General features: G+C 42.9%; 21 protein-coding genes and 3 riboswitches. Of the genes, 17 read left to right on the forward strand and 4 right to left on the reverse strand.

Features of this window, described 5'->3' with window-relative positions; all coding sequences use genetic code 11:
- Positions 1-14: 14 nt before the first annotated feature.
- The 9 genes from BA724_RS10445 (at position 15) to BA724_RS10485 (ending at position 9025) form a co-directional block, all read left to right on the forward strand.
- Entirely contained in the window at positions 15-713 is a 699-nt protein-coding gene (locus BA724_RS10445; RefSeq protein ID WP_069938599.1) for a YveK family protein, read from the forward strand.
- A gap of 16 nt (positions 714-729) precedes the next feature.
- Entirely contained in the window at positions 730-1635 is a 906-nt protein-coding gene (gene galU, locus BA724_RS10450) for a UTP--glucose-1-phosphate uridylyltransferase GalU (RefSeq protein ID WP_069938600.1), read from the forward strand.
- A gap of 27 nt (positions 1636-1662) precedes the next feature.
- Positions 1663-2757, forward strand: coding sequence for a glycosyltransferase (locus BA724_RS10455; RefSeq protein WP_069938601.1), 1095 nt, complete (start codon positions 1663-1665; stop codon positions 2755-2757).
- 15 nt (positions 2758-2772) lie between these two features.
- Entirely contained in the window at positions 2773-3957 is a 1185-nt protein-coding gene (locus BA724_RS10460; RefSeq protein ID WP_069938602.1) for an O-antigen ligase family protein, read from the forward strand.
- Positions 3958-4014: 57 nt separating this feature from the next.
- A complete protein-coding gene (locus BA724_RS10465; protein WP_169818538.1) occupies positions 4015-5094 on the forward strand; it encodes a glycosyltransferase in 1080 nt (359 codons plus the stop codon).
- A 13-nt stretch (positions 5095-5107) separates the two neighbouring features.
- Entirely contained in the window at positions 5108-6289 is a 1182-nt protein-coding gene (locus BA724_RS10470) for a glycosyltransferase family 4 protein (protein WP_069938604.1), read from the forward strand.
- A complete protein-coding gene (locus tag BA724_RS10475) occupies positions 6286-6915 on the forward strand; it encodes a sugar transferase (protein WP_069938605.1) in 630 nt (209 codons plus the stop codon). The genes BA724_RS10470 and BA724_RS10475 overlap by 4 nt, the downstream gene beginning before the upstream one ends.
- Positions 6916-7154: 239 nt before the next feature.
- Complete coding sequence (locus BA724_RS10480; protein WP_069938606.1) at positions 7155-7931, forward strand: GNAT family N-acetyltransferase; 777 nt, start codon at positions 7155-7157, stop codon at positions 7929-7931.
- 29 nt (positions 7932-7960) lie between these two features.
- Positions 7961-9025 carry a lipid II:glycine glycyltransferase FemX gene (locus tag BA724_RS10485; protein WP_141719920.1) on the forward strand — a complete coding sequence of 355 codons (1065 nt, stop codon included), beginning with the start codon at positions 7961-7963 and terminating at the stop codon, positions 9023-9025.
- 473 nt (positions 9026-9498) lie between these two features.
- Here BA724_RS10485 and BA724_RS10490 read toward each other — a convergent pair whose 3' ends face one another.
- The 3 genes from BA724_RS10490 to BA724_RS10500 are packed head-to-tail and all read right to left on the reverse strand — an operon-like array spanning position 9499 to position 12656.
- Complete coding sequence (locus BA724_RS10490; RefSeq protein ID WP_069938608.1) at positions 9499-10062, reverse strand: YdcF family protein; 564 nt, start codon at positions 10060-10062, stop codon at positions 9499-9501.
- A 37-nt stretch (positions 10063-10099) separates the two neighbouring features.
- Entirely contained in the window at positions 10100-11536 is a 1437-nt protein-coding gene (locus BA724_RS10495) for a right-handed parallel beta-helix repeat-containing protein (RefSeq protein ID WP_069938609.1), read from the reverse strand.
- A gap of 10 nt (positions 11537-11546) precedes the next feature.
- Positions 11547-12656 carry an acyltransferase family protein gene (locus tag BA724_RS10500; protein ID WP_069938610.1) on the reverse strand — a complete coding sequence of 370 codons (1110 nt, stop codon included), beginning with the start codon at positions 12654-12656 and terminating at the stop codon, positions 11547-11549.
- 236 nt (positions 12657-12892) lie between these two features.
- Positions 12893-12987, forward strand: a riboswitch (glycine riboswitch).
- A gap of 3 nt (positions 12988-12990) precedes the next feature.
- Positions 12991-13069, forward strand: a riboswitch (glycine riboswitch).
- Between the two features lie 241 nt (positions 13070-13310).
- On the opposite strand from BA724_RS10500, the gene gcvT reads away from it, so the two are divergent.
- The 8 genes from gcvT to sinI all read left to right on the forward strand — a co-directional run bounded on the left by gcvT (position 13311) and on the right by sinI (position 21282).
- Positions 13311-14408, forward strand: coding sequence for a glycine cleavage system aminomethyltransferase GcvT (gcvT, locus tag BA724_RS10505; protein ID WP_069938611.1), 1098 nt, complete (start codon positions 13311-13313; stop codon positions 14406-14408).
- On the forward strand, positions 14409-15758 hold the full coding sequence (gene gcvPA / locus BA724_RS10510; protein ID WP_069938612.1) for an aminomethyl-transferring glycine dehydrogenase subunit GcvPA: 1350 nt from the start codon (positions 14409-14411) through the stop codon (positions 15756-15758).
- Positions 15755-17221, forward strand: a complete 1467-nt coding sequence (gene gcvPB, locus BA724_RS10515; protein WP_069938613.1) for an aminomethyl-transferring glycine dehydrogenase subunit GcvPB — start codon at positions 15755-15757, stop codon at positions 17219-17221. Before gcvPA ends, gcvPB begins: the two co-directional genes overlap by 4 nt.
- Positions 17218-17514, forward strand: a complete 297-nt coding sequence (locus BA724_RS10520) for an iron-sulfur cluster biosynthesis family protein (protein WP_069938614.1) — start codon at positions 17218-17220, stop codon at positions 17512-17514. Before gcvPB ends, BA724_RS10520 begins: the two co-directional genes overlap by 4 nt.
- Positions 17515-17751: 237 nt before the next feature.
- Positions 17752-18972 (forward strand): ATP-grasp domain-containing protein, encoded by a 1221-nt coding sequence (locus BA724_RS10525; protein ID WP_069938615.1) that lies wholly within the window; start codon positions 17752-17754, stop codon positions 18970-18972.
- A 249-nt stretch (positions 18973-19221) separates the two neighbouring features.
- Entirely contained in the window at positions 19222-19356 is a 135-nt protein-coding gene (locus tag BA724_RS18010; RefSeq protein WP_083256184.1) for an anti-repressor SinI family protein, read from the forward strand.
- A 522-nt stretch (positions 19357-19878) separates the two neighbouring features.
- Positions 19879-20964, forward strand: coding sequence for a glycosyltransferase family 4 protein (locus tag BA724_RS10530; RefSeq protein ID WP_169818539.1), 1086 nt, complete (start codon positions 19879-19881; stop codon positions 20962-20964).
- A gap of 74 nt (positions 20965-21038) precedes the next feature.
- Positions 21039-21126, forward strand: a riboswitch (cyclic di-GMP riboswitch).
- Between the two features lie 18 nt (positions 21127-21144).
- The gene (gene sinI / locus BA724_RS18015; protein WP_083256186.1) at positions 21145-21282 is read left to right on the forward strand and encodes a DNA-binding anti-repressor SinI; all 138 of its coding nucleotides are present in this window, start codon (positions 21145-21147) and stop codon (positions 21280-21282) included.
- Between the two features lie 91 nt (positions 21283-21373).
- On the opposite strand, the gene BA724_RS10535 is transcribed toward sinI, so the two are convergent.
- Positions 21374-21700, reverse strand: coding sequence for a helix-turn-helix domain-containing protein (locus BA724_RS10535; RefSeq protein ID WP_069938617.1), 327 nt, complete (start codon positions 21698-21700; stop codon positions 21374-21376).
- Positions 21701-21949: the final 249 nt, after the last annotated feature.

A 21949-nucleotide genomic window follows, 5' to 3' on the forward strand; every position in this document is an offset into this window, starting at 1 on the left:
AAGGTAGGAATATTATGATGAATGTTCAGCAGCAAAATGTCAGCAGCTTTATAAAGGTTCTTTTAAATCGATGGCAGTTGATTGTTTCGATCACACTTCTTTTTACAATAGGAGCAGGACTGATCAGCTTTTTCGTCTTATCACCTGTATATGAAGCTACATCAAAAGTATTAGTAAGTGAAGGAAATACTCAAGCAGCCAATAGCGACCCGGCTACTTCTTTTTATCAAATGGAAAAATCTTTTAAGTTGTTTGACACATTTATCGTCGTCGCGGAAAGTCCGCAAGTGCTCGAGAAGGTTATTGATAATTTATCATTGAGAGATTCTTACGGCCAGTTGAGTGAGAGAGTAACGATCAATCAAGTGCGGGAATCACTGGCGATTGAAATTAAAGTAAGGGATGAAAGCTCACGTCAGGCCGTTCAAATTGTGAATGAAACAGCGGCCGTATTAAATAACGAAATCAGCAAATTATACGGGGAAAATCAACTTTCTGTGCTGGATCAGGGAAATAATACAGAAGTTGTCAGTCAAGTAATGCCGAAGCCGTTTTTGAATATGGTAGTCGCATTTCTAGTGGGGCTGGTCCTATCCATGGCAGCTGCGTTCGTTTTGGAGTTGATAAAAAGACCAATAGAGCGGACCTTGCCGAAAACAGAGGACACCGCCGTCTTAAATAGCAGAATGCTGACAAAAGTGGACAAACTATAAAGAAAGAGTGATCTAGATGAACCAAATCAGAAAAGCGATTATTCCCGCGGCAGGCCTGGGCACCCGGTTTTTACCTGCCACCAAAGCGATGCCAAAAGAGATGCTTCCGATCGTAGATAAACCAACTATTCAATACATTGTAGAAGAAGCAATCGAATCAGGCATTCGTGACATTTTAATTGTAACAGGCAAAGGAAAGCGCGCCATTGAAGATCATTTCGATCGTCACATTGAATTAGAAAACCATTTGTTTGAAAAAGAAAAAATGGAACTGCTGCAGGAAATCCGCAATATTTCAACAATGGTTGATATTCATTATATTCGCCAAAAGGAGCCAAAAGGGCTGGGGCACGCCGTCTGGTGCGCGCGAAACTTTATCGGCAATGAACCTTTTGCCGTGCTACTCGGCGATGATATTGTTCAAGCAGATGTGCCATGTACGAAACAGATGATGGATATGTATGAAAAAACGAATTCCTCGATCCTCGGCGTTAAAAAAGTGCCGCGCCAGGAAGTGAACCGATACGGGATTGCTGCTGTAAAAGCACACAGTCCACTCCTTCATACCGTGACAGAACTTATTGAAAAGCCGCTGGTTGAAAAGGCGCCATCTGAATTGGCGATTATGGGCCGTTACATTTTAACACCAAACATTTTTAGCATTCTCGCTCAACAGGAGCAAGGCGTAGGGGGCGAAATTCAGCTGACTGATGCGATCGCCCGCCTACAGCAAACTGAACGAGTTTTTGCGTATGAGTTTGATGGAAAGCGGTACGACGTCGGGGAGAAAATCGGCTTTGTGCAAACAACCATTGAATTTGCTCTTCAAAAGCCGGAATTGAAGCAATCGCTTTTAACGTATTTACAAGAAATCGTGGCAGCTGAAAATAAAAAAGAACAATATGAAGAAAAGTTCGCATAATGAAATGGTCGTAAAGGAGTGATGGCAGTGGAAAAGAAAAAGGTGGCGCTCTTTCTTCCATCATTAGCAGGAGGCGGGGCTGAGCGGGTTATGGTCAGCCTTGCGGAGGAATTTTCCAGGTCAGGTCACGACGTTGATCTTGTACTGGCGAAAGCAGAGGGGCCTTATTTAGATCAAGTACCACCGGCTGTCCGCATTATAGATTTAAATGCGTCGAGAGTATTATATAGTTTAGTTCCGCTTGTCCGTTATTTAAAGAAATATCAGCCGGAATCTATTCTTTCCGCTCTCAGCCATGCGAATATAATCGCTGTTTTTGCTTCTTTAATTGCCAGGATCAATACGAAAACGGTAGTGAGCATTCATAGTAATATGACGCATATCTCCCCGATGACAACGAGGCCCTTTGTGTCAAAATGGATTTCACCGCTCATAAAATGGAGTTTTCAAAAGGCGAATAAAGTGATCGCGGTGTCCCAGGGTGTGGCGGAAGACGCCGTCCAGACGCTTCATCTGCCAAAAGAAAAAGTTCAGGTGATTTACAACCCGGTCGTTGATGAAGAGTTGATCCGAAAAGCAAATGAGCAAGTCGAACATCCCTGGTTTGCGGAAGGGATGCCGCCTGTCCTGCTGGCTGTGGGACGTTTAACAGAAGTAAAAGATTTTCCGACACTAATCCGGGCTTTTGCAAAACTTCGAAAAACCTGCCCGGTCAAATTAATTATTCTTGGTGAAGGGGAGAAAAGAAGCGAATTAGAATCACTCATTCACGATCTTCACTTGGAAGAAGATGTTGATATGCCGGGTTTCGCTGAAAACCCATATGCATATATGAAAAGGGCCAGACTTTTTGTTCTTTCCTCAATTAGTGAAGGACTCCCAACGGTGTTAATTGAAGCTTTAGCATGCGGAACGGAAGTGATCTCCACCGATTGTCCGAGCGGTCCGAAAGAAATCCTGAAAAATGGGAAGTACGGGACGCTTGTCCCAGTCGGCCATGATCACGCCCTATATGAGGCAATGAAAATAATTCTTGAAACTGTCCCGGAACAAACCAATGCAGAAGCCTATAGTCCATTTTGGAAAACTAATGTGTCACGTCAATACCTTGATATTTTATAGACGGCGGTGGCGAGAATGAAAAATGTATCTTTTCTTTTATTACTGATTATGATATTTGCAATTCCGTGGGAGAATGCGGTTGTTTTGGGAGCGTTCGGAACAATCGTTCGTCCACTTGGAATGCTTGCCTTTGTGATGACTGTTTTTTACGTGCTGAAGACAGGCGAGTATCGGCCATTCAACATGATTCATTATGCACTATTGGCTTTTGTCGTTTGGAGCGGTATGAGCATTCTCTGGACCGTTGATCCGGATTTGACACTGATCCGCATTAAAACATATGCACAGCTGTTTATTATGGTATGGCTCATTTGGGAGTTAGTACGGACAGAGAACCAAATGAGGATCCTCATACAGGTATATATATGGGGTGCATGGGTATCAATTTACAGTACAATAACGAATTACATGGCACACGAGCAGGCAGCATATGGGCGCTATTCGGCGGAAGGATTTGATCCAAATGACCTCAGCGTTATGCTTGCGCTTGGCATTCCACTGGCCTGGTATTTGTTCCTAAAGCAAAAAAACTTCCTTTTAAAATGGACCAATGCTGCTTATATTATGCTGGCGATGTGGACGATCAGCTTGACCGCATCACGCACAGGATTTGTGGTCGGCGTTATGGCCCTTTTCTACATAGTTCTCACATACCGGCAGCTGTCGGGCAAAATGAAAGTGACGATGTCACTCTTTTTGGCAATAGCTACTTTCTATGGTATTTCTTCCACGCCGGCTGACTCGTTTAAACGCATCGCCACTATTCAACAAGATATGAATGATGGCAGCTTGAATGGGCGGGGGGTAATGTGGAATGCGGGACTTGAGGTAGTTAATGATCAGCCCATAATCGGGATAGGGGCCGGTGCTTATCCTGCGGAAATGGAATTGTTGATTAACGCTCGGAATTTAAGCCATAACACACTGTTGGCCGTTCTGGCTGAAACGGGCCTCATTGGACTGCTCCTGTTTTTATTTGTCTTATTTCTTTTTTTCTATACAGCCAGCAAAACGAATTATGTAGAGAGTATGCTTTTTCTCACATTGCTTGCCGTCTGGGTGTTATCAACGATGTTTTTAACATGGGAAATGAGAAAGCCAACATGGCTGTTATTCGCTCTGATTGCACTTGAATACACGAAATTGTATCAACCAACGCTATTTTACCAAAGGAATAGGGTTCAAATAAGTAAGGAGTGAGAAGAAATGGTCAACATTTTGTTTCTCATCACTGGGCTCAATACAGGGGGCGCGGAGATGCAGGTATACCAAGTTGTGAAAGCACTTCAGGCAAAGAAAGCCGGCTTTCATCCTGTCATTGTTTCGCTTCTTCCTCTTGGGCCAGTTGGACAAAAGCTGCAAGAAGAAGAATTCACTGTTTATTCATTGGACATGGATCGGGGGAAGCCAAGCATCGCGGCGGTTTCCCGGTTAAATCGAATTATGAAAAAGGAAAGTATTCAAATCATTCATTCGCATATGTATCATGCCAATCTGCTAGGCCGGCTTATGAAGCTATTTCACCCTGGTGTAAAGCTTGTTAACACGATTCATAATATTAACATTGGCGGTCGTCATCGGGAACGAATTCTGCAACTGACAAATCGAATGGCCGATTCTATTACAATTATTAGCCAGACTGCACGAGAGCATTTTGTCAAAGTGGGCGCTGTACGGCCAGAAAAGTTATTGTTTTTACCGAACGGCGTCAATACGAACCTTTATCAAGGAAAAGCGGCAGCAAGAGATATTATTCGATCCAGTTTAAATATTGGTAATGCCTTTACATGGCTGGCCATTGGACGATTTGATGAACAAAAGAATTACCATAATCTTCTGAAGTCATTTCAGCTTGTTCTAAAAGAAGAAAAGAATACTAAACTATTACTAGTCGGTATTGGTCCGCAGCTGGATGAAATGAAACAACTGGCAAATAAATTAGGAATCTTGGAATATGTACACTTTCTCGGGTATCGTGCGGATATACCGGATGTGATGAGCGCTTCCGATGCGTATGTGATGTCTTCTGACTGGGAGGGAATGCCGCTTGTGCTGCAAGAAGCCTCCTCTGTTGGTCTGCCGATTGTTTGTACAGATGTCGGAGGAAATAAAGAAGTGGTTATCTCTGAAAAAACAGGATTCATTGTTCGGCCGAAAAGCCATTCCGCCTTAGCCGAAAGAATGCTCCAGCTGCTTCAGCTCGATGATGAAGAAAGAAAGCAGATGGGCCAGGCGGGAAAAGAATACATGCAGGCCGTTTATGAGCTTGACAGTGTAGCGGATCGATGGAATGCGCTATACAAGCAAGTGTTAAGCAAAAGCTCACAGGCAGGATAAGGAGGACAGGCAAATGATTCAACAAACAGCTGCCAAACCCAAAGTTGCATTCGTCGCTTCTGTCTACAGGCATTTAGCTGCTTTCCATAAACCTTATATGGAGTGGTTTCAGCATCAGGGTTTTGAGGTACACGCATATGGACAGCAAGATATTGGAAAAGAAGAAGTCCAAAATACTGGTGTTATTTGTCATGATATACCGTTCCAGCGCTCTCCATTTCAGTTAGACAATGTTCGAGCATTGAAAGAGCTGACCAAAAGCTTTCAAGAAGAATTGTTTCAAGTGGTTCACGTTCATACGCCGGTCGCAAGCGTACTCGGAAGAATTGCAGCAAAGAAAAGTAATGTGCCAACGGTTTTTTATACAGCGCATGGATTTCATTTTTTCAAAGGAGCCCCGCTGAAAAATTGGCTCACATTTTATCCGGTTGAACGATTGATGGCGAAATACACCGACTATCTTGTAACTATTAATGAAGAAGATTTTCGCAGGGCGAAACGTTTTCCGGTGAAAAAAGAGGTCTTGTTTGTAAAAGGAGTTGGTGTTGACCGGCAGGTATATGAAAGCGGGCGTTTAAGCGGTCAATTAAAACTTGAAAAACGACAAGAGCTGGGGATTGGAGCCGATGAATTTGTCATCATCTGTGTGGCAGAATTAAGTGAACGAAAAAATCAAATGCAGCTGATTGAAGCGTTGGGAAAAATGAGGAAAGACGGCCCGGTTAAATGTTTATTAGTCGGAAACGGGGAATCGGAAGAAAAATTAAAAGCAATGGTAGACCAGCTGAATCTCAAGAAGACGGTTCAATTTCTTGGATTTAGAAGGGATGTGCCTGACCTAATAGAAATCGCGGATACTGTAACGCTCTTATCAAAGCAGGAAGGGCTGCCGCGGGCGATTATGGAAGCACTGGCAGCGGCAAAACCAGTTGTTGTGACCGATGTGAGAGGAAATAGTGATCTGGTGATCCATGGTGAAAATGGATACGCAGTTGAACTGGGGAATATCGATGCAACCGTACGCGCGTTTGAATCGTTAATGAACAGCCGGGATCAATTAAACAAGATGGGCAAAAAGAGCAGGGAACTTTCCGAAGAATATGATACTGTGCGTATCGCCAAACATATGGAGAAAATTTACAAAAAAGCAACACACGTTGCATCTCATTTTTCCCCACGGGAGGAGATCGGATGAATCAATTAACAATTAAAAGAGGCTTGGATATACTGTTTGCTTTGTTTGCCATTATTGTCCTATTGGGTGTACTTATGATCATCAGCATTGCGATTAAAAGCGATTCTAAAGGACCCGTCTTGTTTAAACAGAAACGGCTTGGTAAGAATGGGAAAACATTCGAAATTTATAAATTTCGAACAATGGTGGAAGGGGCAGAGCAGAAAGGAAAAGGAATCTTTCAGGATACTAATGATGAACGAATTACCAAAGTAGGAAAATTTTTAAGAGAAACAAGCCTTGATGAGCTGCCACAGCTGTTTAATATTTTGAAAGGTGACATGAGTTTTATTGGGCCAAGACCTCCACTAACGTACTATCCATATTCATTTGATTCTTATTCCGACGAGCAGAAAGACCGTTTCAATGTTCTTCCTGGAATAACCGGCTATGCTCAGATTATGGGAAGAAATTCGTTAAACTGGGAAGAAAAGATTAATTACGACATTGATTATGTTGAAAATTATAGTTTAGTACTGGATCTAAAGATTTTTATTTTAACGATATATAAAATCGTCCAAAAGGAACATATACACCACCCGGAATCAGCAGATAGCAACATGAAGCAGCTGGACAAAAAAGCTTAATTGTATTGATTTGCCTTAAATAAGGGGGAAAGTTCCTTTTTGATCATAGAACGGGACACTCAAGACAGCATGTTGACCGCATGCAAGTCAATAAAGATGAACGGCTTGTTACGGGAGAAGGGCATCCGTTCGATCATCAACTGTATTAAAGAAACTGCAAAATTCCTTCCATAATAAAATAAAGCCTGTTTCAAAGCGCATCAGGCATGTATGATTTTTCTTAAAAGGAGTTGAGTTTTTTGGTTGAAAACGGTGTAATTTCAATCATTCCAGTGCGGCCGTCTGATGTGGAGCTGGTATCAAAATGGACAGAGGAATGGATCGTAGCCGGAAACTCTTCCGCTTATTCATTAACGATTTTTTCAAGCCCGGGCTATACAAACTTTTTAACATATCAGCAATCCATTCCATGGCCATACAATCCGACAAGGCTGCTTGGGGCTTACGATGAGGACGCGCTGCTTGGGTTTATCGAGATCCGTATCATGTCGGATCGCTTGTTTATTAATAATTTTTGCGTTCAAAAGGAAGCGCGCGGACGGCGGGTTGGCGAAATGCTTTTGCAGCAGACGGAACTGCTTGCCCGGAGTATGAATAAAAAAGCCGTTAGTCTCGATTGCTTTCTATGGAACGAGCGGGCGATGGACAAATACTTGAAAGCAGGATTTCATCAGGTTGCACATGCTCATTGGTTTACAAGTGAAAATCAGTACCGCTCTGAAAAAGATCCGGCACTGTTCCTTGTTGAAGGGTACCCGAATGCGGAAGCGAATCAAAAAGAATTTGGCTTTTCCCAGTTTCAGATACGAACCGAAAACGGGATCTTCAGCGTAAATCGCTTAAAAGAAAACTATTTTCGCGTCACGGCAAATGAGCAGAACCTGAATTATTTTAATATTCTTTCAAGATTAGATCAAAATCGCTCTCTTTTTATCATTAGTCCAGATTCGGAACCGGAAGCGGGATCGCTATGGAAAAAAGTAAGTTCCAGTGTTCGAATGGAAAAGCTTATTTAATACAACTAAAATAACGGGGTGAAGATATATTGTTTAAGGTACTCGGTATATTGGAGAAGGAACAATGGCAGCATTACATGCAAAAGATGCCGCATGCTGATATTTATTTTACAGCAGAATATTGTCAAATTTACGAAAATAATCAAGAGGGACAAGCGCAGCTGTTTGTTTATGAGAATGGAGACGCTTGTATTTGCTATCCCTATTTATTAAGAGAAATTGACTGTGCCCGATTAAATGTACCCAGCGTTGAAAAGTTGTATGATATTATAACTCCTTATGGCTATGGCGGCCCTCTGGCAAATATCACGGATGAGCAGGAAAGAAAAGCACATTTTCAAACATTTAATCACTTATTTGAAGAATACTGCAAGACGAAAAACATTGTGACGGAGTTTGTCCGCTTTCATCCGCTTATCCGAAACGATCGGGATTATGATACTATAACGCCTATTTTTAACCGGAACACGGTTGCTCTCACCTTGCAAGAGGATGAAAGTGCCTTAATGGACAGCCTTCGGAACAAGGGAAGAAACCGGGTCAAATATGCAATGAAGCAAGGGCTGACGGTCACAGAAGAAGGATTGGATCACTTGGATTGGTTTGCGCAGAATTACGCAAAAACGATGAAAAAAAACCAGGCGGATACGTACTACTTTTTTAAGGAGGAGTTTTTCAGAGATACTGTTGAGCTGCTGAAAGACAACATCACCACATTCGCGGTTCGGTATGAAGGTGAAGTTATTGCTTCCTGCATGTTTATGCATTATAACGGCTATGTATCCTATCACCTCACTGGTTCCAAACAGGAATATCTGCATCTCGCCCCATCTAACCTTTTGGTCTGGCATGCAGCTGCATGGTTTGGGAAAAAAGGATATAAAACACTTCATCTTGGGGGCGGTTATCAGCAAGATGATGATTTATTAAGATTTAAGAGAAATTTCACGAAGAATCCGCTGCTTGAGTTTTACATCGGCAGAAAAATTCACCTTCCGGAAACATATCAGTTGTTAACAGAAGGAATTGATGTAACAGGAGATTATTTTCCTTTATATCGTCATCCGTCATTAGCGGAGAAAGTGAATGTTTAAAAAAGGAAAAACTGGCGCCGGAGAGGCGCCAGTTTTTTTATTGAAGGCGGCATGTAATATTGGCTAATGACAGGGATGTGGGCATTGGCGGGTAAAACCGCCTGTAATAGTATATAAAAGAATTGGAAAACCGATGTCCACAAAAGCAGGGGCTGTCTCTATCCGGTAGAGACAGCCCCTCAGAATGCAGATAAACAAAATCTTTTGTCAGCACATCTATTCATTCGTTCTTATTCACCCTTGTTCTTTTATGATAGCGGGTTGTGGCTTTCTTATTGGCACTGCCGATGTTTCTTATAAGAGGAGTGCATAAAAGAGTCGGTTCACGCGAACATGTGCCGCTGGCGGCAGCGCCGAAACGGAACCATTAAAATGCCTGCTCTTTTTTCGTGAATAAAAAAAGCTAAAAAACAGCATGAATATTCACTGCTCTTCAAAAAAACGGAAGACTTTGTCGATATCTCCTATTTCTATTAATAAAGAAGATAGTAGCCGGCCAGTTTCGCATATTCTTTCCACAGCATTCGTTTACTTTCCTCATCGTCCCACCAGGCGGTAAATTGATAACGGGAGGGCGCCGTTGCGTATGAAAGAGCAATGCTGCTGTCGCGGTATACTTTTTCAAAAATATACTTCGTTCTTCTCATATGGTAATCACTCGTCACAATAATAGCGGATGTTATCCCCTCCTCCTCAAGTAATTCTCTCGTGTGAGTTGCATTTGTATATGTGCTGTGGGCGGCTTCCTCGGCAATAATATCTTCTTTAGGAATTCCAAGCTGGAGGGCCTGCTCTACGGTAAATGTTCCTGTGTTAGCGCGAGATAATAAAAGCTTATCTGCGTAACCTTCTTTCCAAAGGTCTACTCCTTTATAAATTCTTTCCACACCAGGACTGAGGACAATCACGATATCTGCTTTCTCTGGTTTTTCCTGAGTTAAAAGAACATTCCCGGCATTTATAAAAAAAACGGCAAGAAGACCGGCCCCAAGTATGGAAATGCCAGTAATCAGCCGCCGTTTATTACGGACTTTCAATGGTTTTAGTTCTCTCCCTTCTCAAAAAAATAATGTATTAATTTGATCCGTTTCCTTGTGATTTATTCCGCTCAATGGTTGATTCCTTCGCTTCTTCCCTGTGGAGTCCTGCGCCCGCATTGTCGAGTAAGTCGTTATCAGTGATGGTTGCATCTAACACATTTAAAACAGCAATCCCTGCTTTGCTATTCTTACTTATTTTATTTTGTTGAACCACGATGCCGCTTTGATCATGAAGTCCACCCCAAATATAAAGGCCGTTTCCTTGATTATCCCGGACTAGATTTTTTACCAGTCTGTTTTGCCCAACGTGATTGATAAGGACAATGCCATCCTTTTTACTTTTCTCAATTACATTATTTGATATGTTATTTTGCGTTGAGAAGTTAACGAAAATCCCTAAGCCATTTTCTGAAATAAAATTATCATCCACAGTATTATTTTTGGCAATTCCTTGTTCCACACCGCCGCCGATATAAATGCCGCCTTTTTTATTATTTTTTACGATATTTTTTTGTGCAGAGCTGTTGCTCGCATAAATAAATGAAATACCATAGCCCTCATTGTTGAAAACTTCGTTGTTTAACAGTTCTACCTCTTCAAGCGGCAGGCTGTAAGGCGGATCGCGTTCTAAATCAATGCCTGCTGCCGGAGGCGTTCCGTTCGTGCCGGAAAAGATGCTGTTTTTAACCACAATCTGTTTGCCGGCTGTTATTGAAATTCCCTGCCGTCGGTTGTTATGGGATTCAACATTGTCAATTGTGATAGAAGATGGGTACGTTTCCTGGCTGGCATTTCCTTCCACGAAAAAACCATCTCCCCAGAAATCCTGTGCTCTCACATTTGAAATGGTGATTTCGCTGGAGTTGCCTCCAATGTAAATGCCGTGCCCGAACTCTCCTTCTGTTCCTTCATGTTTATATCGGTCACCAATCAGCGTACCACCGGTGATTTTTACATTTTCACGATTGTAAATGGTGAGCATCCGATAGATGGGCAGACCATTCGGAATGCTTTTTAAAATCGTTTTTTCATCCATGTTAATTTCAATATTATCTTTTACATTTAGTGACCCTGTTTCTGGGTCAGTGTTGATAAGAAACGTTCCGGCGGGAATGAGGACGATGCCATTTTTGCCAGCCGCCGCGTCAATGGCAGCTTGGATGGAAGAAGTGTCGTCCTTTGAATCATCAGCATTTGCACCGTAATCGGTAATATTGATTTCAGGACGTGTTTCATCTGTAGTCTTAGTGGAAGAAGTGTCATCTTTGGAATCATCCGAATTTGGTCCGTAGTCGGCCACGTCGACTTCGGACCACGTTTTCGTCGTATTGGTATTATTTTCATTTGAACCTTCCTGCTGCTGAACAAACAGCCCAGATAAAGATGGGAAGAGAAACGCCAGAATGACTATAAATAAAATGATTAAATAGGCAGATTGCTTCTTAAACAAACGATTGCTGTTAGATTTCATAGATACCACCTTATTGAACTTTGACAGAGGGTGTTTCGATTTTTTTAAATGAATTTTTTGGTTTGCTGGTTTTGCCAATGCCGACTTTTCCAACTAAATAAGCGCCAAAAGGAAGTTTATTGAATGAGAAAATCATGAAAGCGGATAACGCAATACAGCCAAAAAACAGAGCCGGCACCATTACGAGTGGGTGGATATCCTCCCATAAAAAGGAGAAACTTGCGGCGACCGCCAGGAAAAACGGATGGAACAAGTAAATGCCAAATGAATATTTACTGACCCAAGTGAAAAAGCGCGGCACGCGTTTCAGCAGCATAGCGTGTGAATAAAGGAAAAAAATCATGCTTACTGTGAAAAATACCATATCGATCCGTTTGGACGAAACGACTGGCAGGACGCCAAGCTGATAAAGAGAAATGGATAGTAAACCGAATAACAAAACCGAAACGGTTGTCCAGTGGCGGTATTTCACAAGCAGCCGCTGAAACGCCTCATAATAGTAGCCGCTGTAAAATGCTATCGTAAAGTAAAACAACCAGCCTGGAAATGGCACCCAGTAATATTGCGTCCATATATAATTAGCGAATGGGATATCCATTGGCGGGACAAAATTAAAAAATGACAGATAAGCAGCATTAATGAGAAACGAGCCGGCAATGACTTTTTTTAGTGATGCTTTTTTTAAATAGTTATGAAAAAGCAAGTGAAGGGCATAAAATTGAAAGATAATTAATATAAAATAACCATGATAGTCACCAAGCAAAATATGGCGCCACGTATACGTCAAGAAAGCTTCTGAAAAAGCGGCACTCGCTCCTGTTTCTTGAAATGCTTTTGCAGCCGCGTAAAACACCCCGAAAAATACGTATGGTAAAAAGATGTACTTGATCCGGTTTCCCCAAAAGGAACCAATCGCCCGATTCCGGTACGAGTAAGCGATAATAAACTCAGAGATAAACACGAAAGCAGGTGTGCCAAATGTAATCAGCAAACTAAAACTGTTTATTGTTTCACTGTTGTTCAAATATACGCGATCTAGTACGTGTAAAAGCAAAATGCTTAGACAGGCTGCACTTCGCAAAATAAATATTTCATTGACAAGCGCCCGTTTTTCTTTCATAGTCACCTCTCCTAATCTTAAAGTTTTTTCTTTATGAAGAACATATTGTTCGTTATATAGAATATTACTATGAGAACAAAAAAAAGTAAAGTGCTTTGCCATGCTTTCTTCTCTCAATCTCTTTATGAATTGTCAAACAATATGTTAATTTATCTGACAACATAAATTTTTCAGAAAATACTTGTAAAAGCGTTTTCGATTGATTAAGATGAAGGTGATAAACAGAATAAGCGCGGATGATAGTTGTGGGAGAGTGCGGAAACGCCGCCGACGGAGCAAGTTTCAAAAGCCTTGAAACGAATCTCTCAGGCACATGGACCACAATTGGACGCAGCTCTGGAGAGTGCATGATCATTCATGCCACCAAAGGGGAAAATCCAAATTGGATTAAACTTTCAGGTAAACGGACAGAGAAAAGGGTTGATACCTTTTCTCTGTCTTTTTTTATTGCCAGCTTCAGACGCCATCAGGCCTACAGGATGTAGGTCACAAAAGCATTGCGGCACGATGCCGCGTTCTTAGCTTTTGTTCCATTTATCCAGCCAAGCACTTCTGGAGGCATAAACCGCCTCTGCCAGCGCTCGTCTTATTTGTCTTCGATAAACAGACATCTTGCGCTTTTCTTGTATCCAAAACGATAAGTGGAGGTTTGTTATGGTGGAATTAAAGAAAACACCCCTTTTTAGCGAGTACGGAAAGTATGGAGCGAAAGTAATAGATTTTGGCGGCTGGGCGCTGCCGGTTCAGTTTACCGGCATTATAGAAGAACACGTGGCGGTGCGGACAAACGCCGGGCTGTTCGATGTCTCGCATATGGGAGAAGTGCTGGTAAGAGGAAGCGGAGCAAAAAGCTTTATTAACCACCTTGTCACCAATGATGTATCAGCGCTCGAAAACGGGCAGGCATTATACACCGCAATGTGTTATGAAGATGGCGGGACAGTGGATGACCTGATTGTGTATAAAAAAGCGGATGGTGAATGGATGCTTGTCATCAACGCAGCAAATATTGACAAAGACATCGACTGGATGAACAAGCATGTGTCAGGCGATGTAACAGTGACCAACATTTCAGATGAAACGGCTCTCTTGGCAGTGCAGGGACCAAAAGCAGAACGCATTTTGCAGACACTGACAAAGGAAGACTTGTCCGCCATTCGTCCGTTTCGATTCAGTGATCATGTTTCGATTGGCGGTGTTGACGCTGTGCTCATCTCCCGAACCGGCTACACAGGAGAAGATGGCTTTGAATTGTATGTGCCGGCAAAAAGGGTGGCTGCTCTATGGCAGCGGCTGGCGGAGGAAGGAGTTCCATTATGCGGGCTCGGCGCCCGCAATACGCTCCGCTTAGAAGCAAGACTGCCGCTTTACGGCCAGGAGCTGACAAAAGAGATCAGCCCGCTTGAAGCAGGAATTGGCTTTGCGGTGAAAACAGCAAAAGAAGCAGCGTTTATCGGGCAGGCTGCGCTGCAAAAGCAAAAAGAAACCGGTCTTGCACGGAAAACAGTCGGCATTCACATGATCGACCGCGGCATTCCGCGGACCGGTTACCGGATTTTATCCGAGCAGGGTGAGCCGATCGGATTTGTGACATCTGGAACCCACTCGCCGACATTGAAAAAACCGATCGGCCTTGCCATTGTCCATGCGGATTTTTCCGGCATTGGCACAAAATTTTTTGTGGAAATCCGCAAGAAAAAAGTGGAAGCGGCCGTTGTGAACATACCATTTTATAAAAGGGGAGTGAACTAAATGACGTCGACATTCAGATATTTGCCAGATACAAAAGAAGATCAAAAAGAAATGCTGTCTTTTTTAAACATGTCATCTATAGATGAGCTTTTTTCCGATGTGCCAGAATCGATTCGCTTAGACGTCGAGCTGGCCATTCCAGAGGCGAAACCTGAACCGGTATTATGGAAGCACATGCAAAGACTGGCCGGGCAGAATGTAACTGCCAATGAACTGCCGATGTTTCTCGGCGCCGGCACGTATGATCATTACATTCCAAGTGTTGTGAATCATATGATTTCCCGATCGGAATTTTACACCGCCTATACGCCGTACCAGCCGGAAATTTCACAGGGAGAGCTGCAGGCGATTTTTGAATTCCAGACGATGGTGTGTGAACTAACAGGAATGGACGTCGCCAATTCATCGATGTATGACGGTTTTACCGCTCTTGCTGAAGCGGCGTCGCTGGCGGTGGCGCATACAAAACGGTCAAAAGTCATCGTATCCAAAGCCGTTCATCCGGAATCGCGCGCGATTTTAAACACGGTGGCGGCAGGTCCTGATTATGGAGTAGAAGAAGTGGCTCTTTCAGCTGATGTGACCGATCTTAAAGCTTTAAAGCAGCAAATCGACAGCGAAACGGCTGCGGTGATTGTACAGTACCCGAACTTTTTCGGATCGATTGAAGATTTAAAAGAAATCGACGCCATTGTGAAGGAAAAAGGGGCACTTTTTGTCGTTAGCGCCAATCCGATGTCACTAGGCCTTTTGCAGCCGCCTGGTAAGCTTGGTGCAGATATAGTTGTTGGCGACATGCAGCCGCTCGGCATTCCGATAGCATTTGGCGGTCCTTCCTGCGGCTATTTTGCGGTGGCGAAAAAATTAATGCGGAAAGTGCCGGGCCGTATTGTCGGCCAGACAACTGATGATAAAGGGAACCGCGGTTTCGTTCTGACACTTCAGGCACGCGAGCAGCACATCCGCCGCGATAAAGCGACGTCGAATATTTGCTCGAATCAGGCGCTAAATGCGCTTGCATCCGCTGTTTGTATGACCGCGCTTGGCAAAACAGGGCTGCGAAAAATGGCTCTGCTGAATTTAGAAAAAGCCGATTATACCGCGAAAGTATTTAAGGAAAAAGGTTTTTCCGTTCTGAATAAATCACCGTTTTTTAATGAATTTGTGGTCGAGCTGCCATGTGCGGTTACAGATATAGAGGAGAAGCTGATTGAAAAAGGGTTTATCGGCGGCTTTGATTTAGGTGCTGACTACGGTGAACCGAACCAGATGCTTATTGCAGTAACCGAGCAGCGTACTAAAGATGAAATTGACCAATTTATTGATGTAATGGAGGCGGCCACGAAATGATCACATATAAAGACCTTATTTTTGAAATCAGCCGCCCGGGACGTATCGGCTGCAGCCTGCCGGAAAGTGATGTGGAAGCAGTCGATTTGTCGAAAAAGCTGCCGGCGCATTTAATCCGCGACGAAGCGCCGGAGCTGCCGGAAGTGTCTGAATTGCAGCTGGTCCGCCATTACACGGCGCTCTCAAATAAAAATCACGGCGTCGACAACGGCTTTTACCCGCTCGGCTCATGTACGATGAAATACAATCCGAAAATCAATGAAGATGTAGCACGCCTTGACGGCTTTAGCCGCATTCATCCGTATCAGCCGGAAGCAACGGTGCAGGGAGCACTTCAGCTTTTGCATGAACTGCAGGAGGATCTTGCGGTCATTACCGGTATGGACGCCGTGACGCTTCAGCCATCTGCCGGTGCGCAGGGCGAATGGACCGGGCTTATGATGGTGAAAGCGTACCATGAGCAAAAAGGTGAAAAGCGTAGGAAGGTACTCGTGCCGGATTCCGCGCATGGCACAAATCCCGCGAGTGCAACGGTTGCCGGATTCCGCACCGTGACGATTCCATCGAATGAAAATGGCCTGGTTGATGTCGAAGAGTTAAAGAAGCATGTAGATGATGATACCGCGGCACTTATGCTGACAAATCCAAACACGCTCGGCTTGTTTGAAAAAGATATCGTGGAAATTGCTAAAGTTATTCATGAAGCAGGGGGGCTGCTTTATTATGATGGCGCCAACGCCAACGCCATTTTAGGCAAAACAACGCCAGGAAAAATGGGCTTTGATATTGTTCACTTGAACCTGCATAAGACATTTACGACACCACATGGCGGCGGCGGTCCGGGGGCAGGGCCGGTTGGTGTGAACAAAAAACTTATTCCATTTTTGCCGGTGCCGCGTATTGAGAAAAAGAACGATTTGTTTGTCCTAAACGTAAATGAGCCGCTGTCCATCGGCCGTGTGAAAGGCTATTACGGCAACTTCGGCATTTTAGTACGTGCCTACACGTATATTCGCACAATGGGGCCGTCTGGGCTGCGGCAAGTCTCAGAAAGCGCCGTATTGCACGCGAATTATTTGCGCAAAAAGCTGGAGCCGTATTTTTTGTCGCCATACGAGCAGGTAAGCAAGCATGAATTTGTGCTATCAGGCTCAAAGCAGAAAAAGCTGGGCGTCCGTACGCTTGATATGGCGAAGCGGCTGCTTGATTTCGGCTACCATCCGCCGACCATTTATTTCCCACTCAATGTCGAAGAATGCCTCATGATCGAACCGACGGAAACAGAGACAAAAGAGACATTGGACGCATTTGCGGACGTGATGATTCAAATTGCGCAGGAAGTAGAAGAAAATCCGGACATTGTGCTGAATGCGCCCCATACAACGGTGATCGGGCGGCTGGACGAAGTAAAAGCGGCCCGCCAGCCAATGGTCCGCTATGAGAAAGAAACGGTTCAGACATGAAGATCGAACTGACCTTATCTGCCCGCCAGCAGCTGCTTGGCTGGCCTGTTACAGAAAGTCAGGTGCCACGCATTGACGCCAATTTGTCAGGCGGATGCAGCCTGTCGGTTCATTTCTCACTCGTGCTGGACGAACCGCGCCGGAACGACACAGTTATTGACTGCGGTGACGGCGTTTCTCTTTACATTGACCGGTTTACCGATCGGTATATGGAGGAAGAAACGGTCGTTGATTACACAGATGAGGATGGATTCATCTTCAAAAATTCGTTTGGTTCGAGCTGTACCGTTTAAACGCAGGAGACTGTCTCTTTTTGGAGACAGTCTTTTTTGCTCTGCTAGATTCATTTTTAACAGAACAAACTGCTGTTTGGCGTAATCAGCCAATTTCACTTCAAGGTACGGGGATGCTGCCATTTTATTTCTAGCGCGCATGGTCCTTTTTTCCTGTTTTTAAATTTTTGAGATTAAAAGTGTTTTCTTGGGATATATATAAATAGTTGGTATTTTTTAAAGAAGGAAGGTGGCTTTATGGGGGAAAGAGCATGGCCTGTTCATTCTTTTGCAGATGCGATTCGACCGGAGCAAACGTCGGAAGACATTTACGGAAAAGGATATGTATATTCGCCAAAATTATATGCGCATGATTATGAACATTTTGGCGGAGATTTACTTAGCCTTGAAGCGTTGACTGGGCGCGAACTGAGCATAGCCGGAGAGATGCCGGTTATTTGTCATGAAGGCGCAGTGACACCTAGTGCCGTTCGTTTGCTTGAAAAAGCGGGGCTGCATTTACCGTCTGTCCGTTATACGTACCGGAATGATGAAGAATATGTATCTATTTTGAAGAAACTGTCTTTGCATGGAAAAAAAGTGATTTTTCAATATCCACATCCTTCTGAAGATGTCCCCGATTCTCTTTATTGGGTCGATCCATCCATCATTGCTTATTTAAGCGACAAGCGCAGCATTCCGGCCCTTGTACCAGCAGAGCATGTTGCGCCAAGGCGAATGGTCAGCCTGGATGAGCTGCTGGAGGATACGCCGCCTATGCCTTTTATTTTAAAAACGGGCGACGGACGCCCGACGTCTGGCGGATGTGGTGTGCTTTTGATTGAAAAAAAGGAACAGCTTTATCATATAAATGAAGACTTTGGTGATTTATCGACTATCATTTTAGAAGAATATATACAATACGATCAGAATTTTGGTTTTCATTTTGCAGCAGACGAGGCAGGAAACATTCGATATTTGGGAAAATCCGAGCAAGTCGTCAATGATGAGAATTGCTTCCGCGGCAGCTGGATCAGTACAGATGCTGCGCCATTTGAGCGTGTTGTCGAAGCAGGGTTGCGGGTAATGGAAAATATCGCAGCGGCCGGTTATGTCGGTGTTGCTGGCTTTGATGTGCTGATGCGCGGCGACTCGTTTTATTTTATTGATTTAAATGTACGCTTTAACGCCTCTTCATGCGGCCTCATGCTTTATGAAAACATAAGGGGCTTGTATAAGAAACCGTCTGTCCGTTTATCTAATCTTGAATGGAATGGATGGTTTGATGATGGACTGGCGGTTGTGGAAAAATACATGGACAAGAAACAATTTGTTCCGCTCAGCTTACTGGATGCCGCGTATGTAGATGGTGCGACAGGCTCCTCAAAAGTGATCGGCCTTGTAATAGGCGAGAATGATCAAGAAGTGGAACGAATTTTAAATTTTATGGAACATGATGGGTTAACAAGAAGAGAATAGGAAGAGAAGGCTGTCCCGTAAAACAGGGACAGCTTTTTTATGGAAAACAGAAAATTTAACTATTTTAGAGCTATATATGTTCAAAAAAAGTGTAGCATCACGCCATTATATTACTTAATAATACTATTTCGAGTATATATTACCCGGTAAAAAAAGTAGTCATAAATAGAAATATAATCAATATAATAGTTTTATAATCTTAGAATTGTACGAAAAGGCATGGAAGGATAAAGGAAAAGGAGCGAAAAAATGTCGGAGAAAACCGGAGTGGATCTTGAGTGGATAGAATTGATGAGCCAAGCGAAAGAAATCGGTTTGGAACCAGATGAGGTACGGAATTTTTTACACTGTAGTCAGGAAGAAAAAAAGGAAATCTCTAATTAAAAGGGATTTCCTTTTTTTCTGGAGTGTTGTTTGGGACCTCTACGTGTTTGCAGAAAAGAAGAAAAAGGGAAAAAGAAGCCGACCTGCTTTTTTAGCTAACTGGCTGAGATACAATCATTGTTTTATCCTTTGTTCTTTTATACGAACTCCGATCATAGCGATCTCTCTTTTCCACTCGCCCTTCTTAGTTCATTATAATGCACAAATATTTAAGAAATCACTATTATTCTTTATATTAAGTACGCAAATTGTTTCTTTATTAAGAACATTTAGTTCTTTGTACCTATTAAAACTCATTTTGAAGAGTGATATAATCGCCTCAAAGTTGTTCTTTAAATAGAACAAAATATGGAGGTGAGAAGGATAAACGTTTTGTATATTGCACAAAAACGCCCAATTTTCACCGGATCTACGGATCAAATGAGAGCTTTTCAGCAAATAAGCAGCCTTTTAAAGAGAAATTATTGTGTATATTGTCTGTTCCAGGAAAATGGATCGGTTTTCTTAGTAGAGGGAGAAGAGTTGGTTCGGAGCGGTATAGAAAGTATTTATATGAAAAAAACAGGTCCTTTATGCTTTGCAATGTTGAAAAGTTATTTGTTTAAGCGGTATCCGTTTAGTGCAGCACGTCACTCATTTCCAGAAATCAGACGAACGTTGAAACATATGATGCAAGAAGTCCGCTTTGATATTATTCATATTCAATCGAATATGGTACACAATTTTCCAGACATTGATCGCTGGCTGGAGGCTGTGGTCGTTGATTACATGGATGCGATCAGCTTAAGCTTAGAACGACGGTACAGATGGACAAACCAGCTTATGGAGAAAGCGGCGGTGCGGGGAGAGCTGGGCCGTGCACGAAAATATGAATCTTACTTGAAAGAATGCGCAACAAATGGCATTGTCCCATCTGAAACCGATCGAAGTCATTTAGCACCGGTGACGATCGAAAAACTGGATGTTGTGCCAAATTACGTAGACGATTCGCTTTTTTCGACCGATATTCACAATCCTAAAAAAGAAGCCATCGTTTTTACGGGACCGCTTCATGAGCCAGAGTATGTCGACGCAGCTATTCGCCTTGTGAAAAATATTTTTCCGGCGTTAAAGCTGTCTTTTCCAGAACTTGAATGCTGGATTGCTGGATCTAATCCTTCTGCTGAAGTGAGGAAACTAGCTTTATTAGAAGGGATCACATTAATAGAAGAACAAGAGAATGTGCGTAAACACGTGTTGAAGGCCGCTGCTTGTGTTTATCCGCTTCGGTTCGGGTATGGACAAAAAATCTCTGTATTAGAGGCGGCCGCCCTTGGATGTCCGATTGTCTTAAGCCATATTGCTAACGAAGGAATTGAGTTTACAAGTGGAAAAGAGGTGCTGCTGGCTGACACAGATGAGCAATTTATTTTTAAAACCAGGCAGATGCTTTCGAACCGGATAAGAAGACAGTTCATGGCGCATCAGGCTCAGTCCTTTGTTTGTACTTTTTTTTCGGAAAAACAAGTCATCGATCAGTTGGTGTCGGTATATGATAAGGCGGCCAAACAACGAGAATACTATGAAAAAAATAAGCATGAAGAAAAATCGGGTATATGGAATCTATAATCAGGATGAACCTTAAAAAATAGTTTAAATAGTCTGATAGCGTTTTGCGATCTATTCACACGAATAAAAAACAGATGTGACAAGGGCAAACTTGCTGAAAAGCAAGGACGCAAAGCTACAGGTCCTAAAGTGGATATCTGCTTGGATGGCTGTGCTGCCGAAAGCGGGGGGAGAGCTTGTATGGATGGGCTTGAAGTTCATACCGTGGAGGAGGAATGGATCAGTCTGATGTCAGAGGCAAAACAGTTAGGCTTGTCGATACAAGAAATACGTGGGTTTTTAAGAACAGTACATCAGGAGGAGCATAGAGAGGATTAACACATATTCAAGCTCATAGACACGTAATATAAAAGCAGCCGACCTCACAAAAATGGGCTGCTTTTTTATATGGAGTCAAAGAGAATATTAGTTAATTGATTTTTTGCCATTTTTGAAATTCAAGAAATTCTTTAAATTGTTCTTTACTTGTACCGGATTCCATCGCTTCACGTGCCAGCTTCATCCACTCTTCGTCTAGTACAGGGGAATTTTCGTAGACAGAATCATTTAAAAGCTGTTCAATATTGACATCGAGTACCCGTGATACTTTTCTCAAAAATTGAATAGAAGGATTTAATTGAAGATCCCGCTCGACAGAAGAAATATACGATTTAGCTGTGTCGGAGCGGCTGGCCAGTTCAGTAAGCGACATTCCTTTTTCAAGACGAAAAGAGCGGATTCTTTCGCCAATAGACATTTGTATCGCCTGCCTTTTATTGATATTTTTTTAAGTGCTGTCTCTTTTTCAAAAAAATGCTATGAAAATGAATACATCCCTTGATAAATTTTATCATATAATCGAATTAATTGTCGAATTCATTGTAATATTCAGATATATTTACTTAATTATACGTTTTTTCATTTCTTACAATTATTCAACTATCAACCGTTTGATTGGCAAAAAATGTTAATGGTGAGGTGTTGCGGAAAATAGTAAGTATAACTG

This window comes from Domibacillus iocasae (assembly GCF_001750285.1).
GTDB lineage: Bacteria > Bacillota > Bacilli > Bacillales > Domibacillaceae > Domibacillus > Domibacillus iocasae.

Bases quoted from the DNA above. Each gene is read 5' to 3' on its own strand.
- BA724_RS10525 (WP_069938615.1), top strand. From the start codon at position 17,752: ATGGGGGAAAGAGCATGGCCTGTTCATTCTTTTGCAGATGCGATTCGA.
- gcvT (WP_069938611.1), top strand. From the start codon at position 13,311: ATGGTGGAATTAAAGAAAACACCCCTTTTTAGCGAGTACGGAAAGTAT.
- sinI (WP_083256186.1), top strand. From the start codon at position 21,145: ATGGATGGGCTTGAAGTTCATACCGTGGAGGAGGAATGGATCAGTCTG.
- BA724_RS10495 (WP_069938609.1), bottom strand. From the start codon at position 11,536: ATGAAATCTAACAGCAATCGTTTGTTTAAGAAGCAATCTGCCTATTTA.
- BA724_RS18010 (WP_083256184.1), top strand. From the start codon at position 19,222: ATGTCGGAGAAAACCGGAGTGGATCTTGAGTGGATAGAATTGATGAGC.
- BA724_RS10475 (WP_069938605.1), top strand. From the start codon at position 6,286: ATGAATCAATTAACAATTAAAAGAGGCTTGGATATACTGTTTGCTTTG.
- gcvPB (WP_069938613.1), top strand. From the start codon at position 15,755: ATGATCACATATAAAGACCTTATTTTTGAAATCAGCCGCCCGGGACGT.
- gcvPA (WP_069938612.1), top strand. From the start codon at position 14,409: ATGACGTCGACATTCAGATATTTGCCAGATACAAAAGAAGATCAAAAA.
- BA724_RS10445 (WP_069938599.1), top strand. From the start codon at position 15: ATGATGAATGTTCAGCAGCAAAATGTCAGCAGCTTTATAAAGGTTCTT.
- BA724_RS10470 (WP_069938604.1), top strand. From the start codon at position 5,108: ATGATTCAACAAACAGCTGCCAAACCCAAAGTTGCATTCGTCGCTTCT.
- BA724_RS10465 (WP_169818538.1), top strand. From the start codon at position 4,015: ATGCAGGTATACCAAGTTGTGAAAGCACTTCAGGCAAAGAAAGCCGGC.
- BA724_RS10520 (WP_069938614.1), top strand. From the start codon at position 17,218: ATGAAGATCGAACTGACCTTATCTGCCCGCCAGCAGCTGCTTGGCTGG.
- galU (WP_069938600.1), top strand. From the start codon at position 730: ATGAACCAAATCAGAAAAGCGATTATTCCCGCGGCAGGCCTGGGCACC.
- BA724_RS10535 (WP_069938617.1), bottom strand. From the start codon at position 21,700: ATGTCTATTGGCGAAAGAATCCGCTCTTTTCGTCTTGAAAAAGGAATG.
- BA724_RS10460 (WP_069938602.1), top strand. From the start codon at position 2,773: ATGAAAAATGTATCTTTTCTTTTATTACTGATTATGATATTTGCAATT.
- BA724_RS10500 (WP_069938610.1), bottom strand. From the start codon at position 12,656: ATGAAAGAAAAACGGGCGCTTGTCAATGAAATATTTATTTTGCGAAGT.